This is a genomic window from Neisseria sp. P0009.S007 (assembly GCF_051962515.1).
The window spans coordinates 1-724 of the sequence record NZ_JBQCVF010000786.1 but is presented as its reverse complement, the minus strand read 5'-3'; the positions used below and the strand labels follow the sequence as shown (position 1 = coordinate 724).

General features: G+C 31.2%; 1 protein-coding gene. It reads right to left on the bottom strand.

From position 1 onward, the window contains the following. Positions 1-683, bottom strand: a 683-nt coding sequence (locus ACTHS3_RS16355) for a DUF262 domain-containing protein (protein ID WP_440368553.1), incomplete at its 3' end; no start/stop codon positions are given. Between the last annotated feature and the right edge of the window lie 41 nt (positions 684-724).

Sequence of the window (724 nt, the reverse complement as noted above, 5' to 3'; positions counted from 1 at the left end):
ATTCCGTGTAAGTAAGGATAATCAACTTTTTCATGAACGCCTTTAAATGTATCTAATTCATCTGATGTAAATATTTCTGCATTCTCTTTGTAATGCCAGCGGCGAAGTCTAAATAAGATATAATTGATAATTTTATCTAAATTATTTATATCATTAGACATTGCAGATTTCTCCCAGCGTTCGACACATTGGTGAATAATCCGCTTGTCTTTATCTCTCATGTCTCTTAAATGATAGGCTTTTAAGAGGTCATAAGATTCTAAAGGTTTGCCTCTGGCATTTTGTGAATCAAAAAATTGAAAAGCCTCATCTAAGTCATTTAGTTCAATACAAACCATTTCACACGTGCTAAGGAGGTAATCCTTAAATTCATTTGTGAAATTATAGTTTTTAAGAAAATTATAGTTCGTTGTAATATTATTTTTGCTGATGCTATGATTCGGTTTTTCCTTTAAAAGAGACACATCCTTCCCCAGTTTATGAAGCAATAACGAGAGTGTAATAAGCCGCTGTTGGCCATCTACTATTTCAGAACAGCCTTTATTCTTATTCTTATTTAAAACAATTGTTCCGATGCGGTATATTTTTTTCTCCTCCCTAAAATTTTGGAGAAGATCATCGATTAATTGTTGTACATTTTTAATTGTCCATTTGTATGGTCTTTGATAATTAGGGATACTCAAATTTAATTTAAATATGTCATCAATCTTGAGTATTTCTGCTT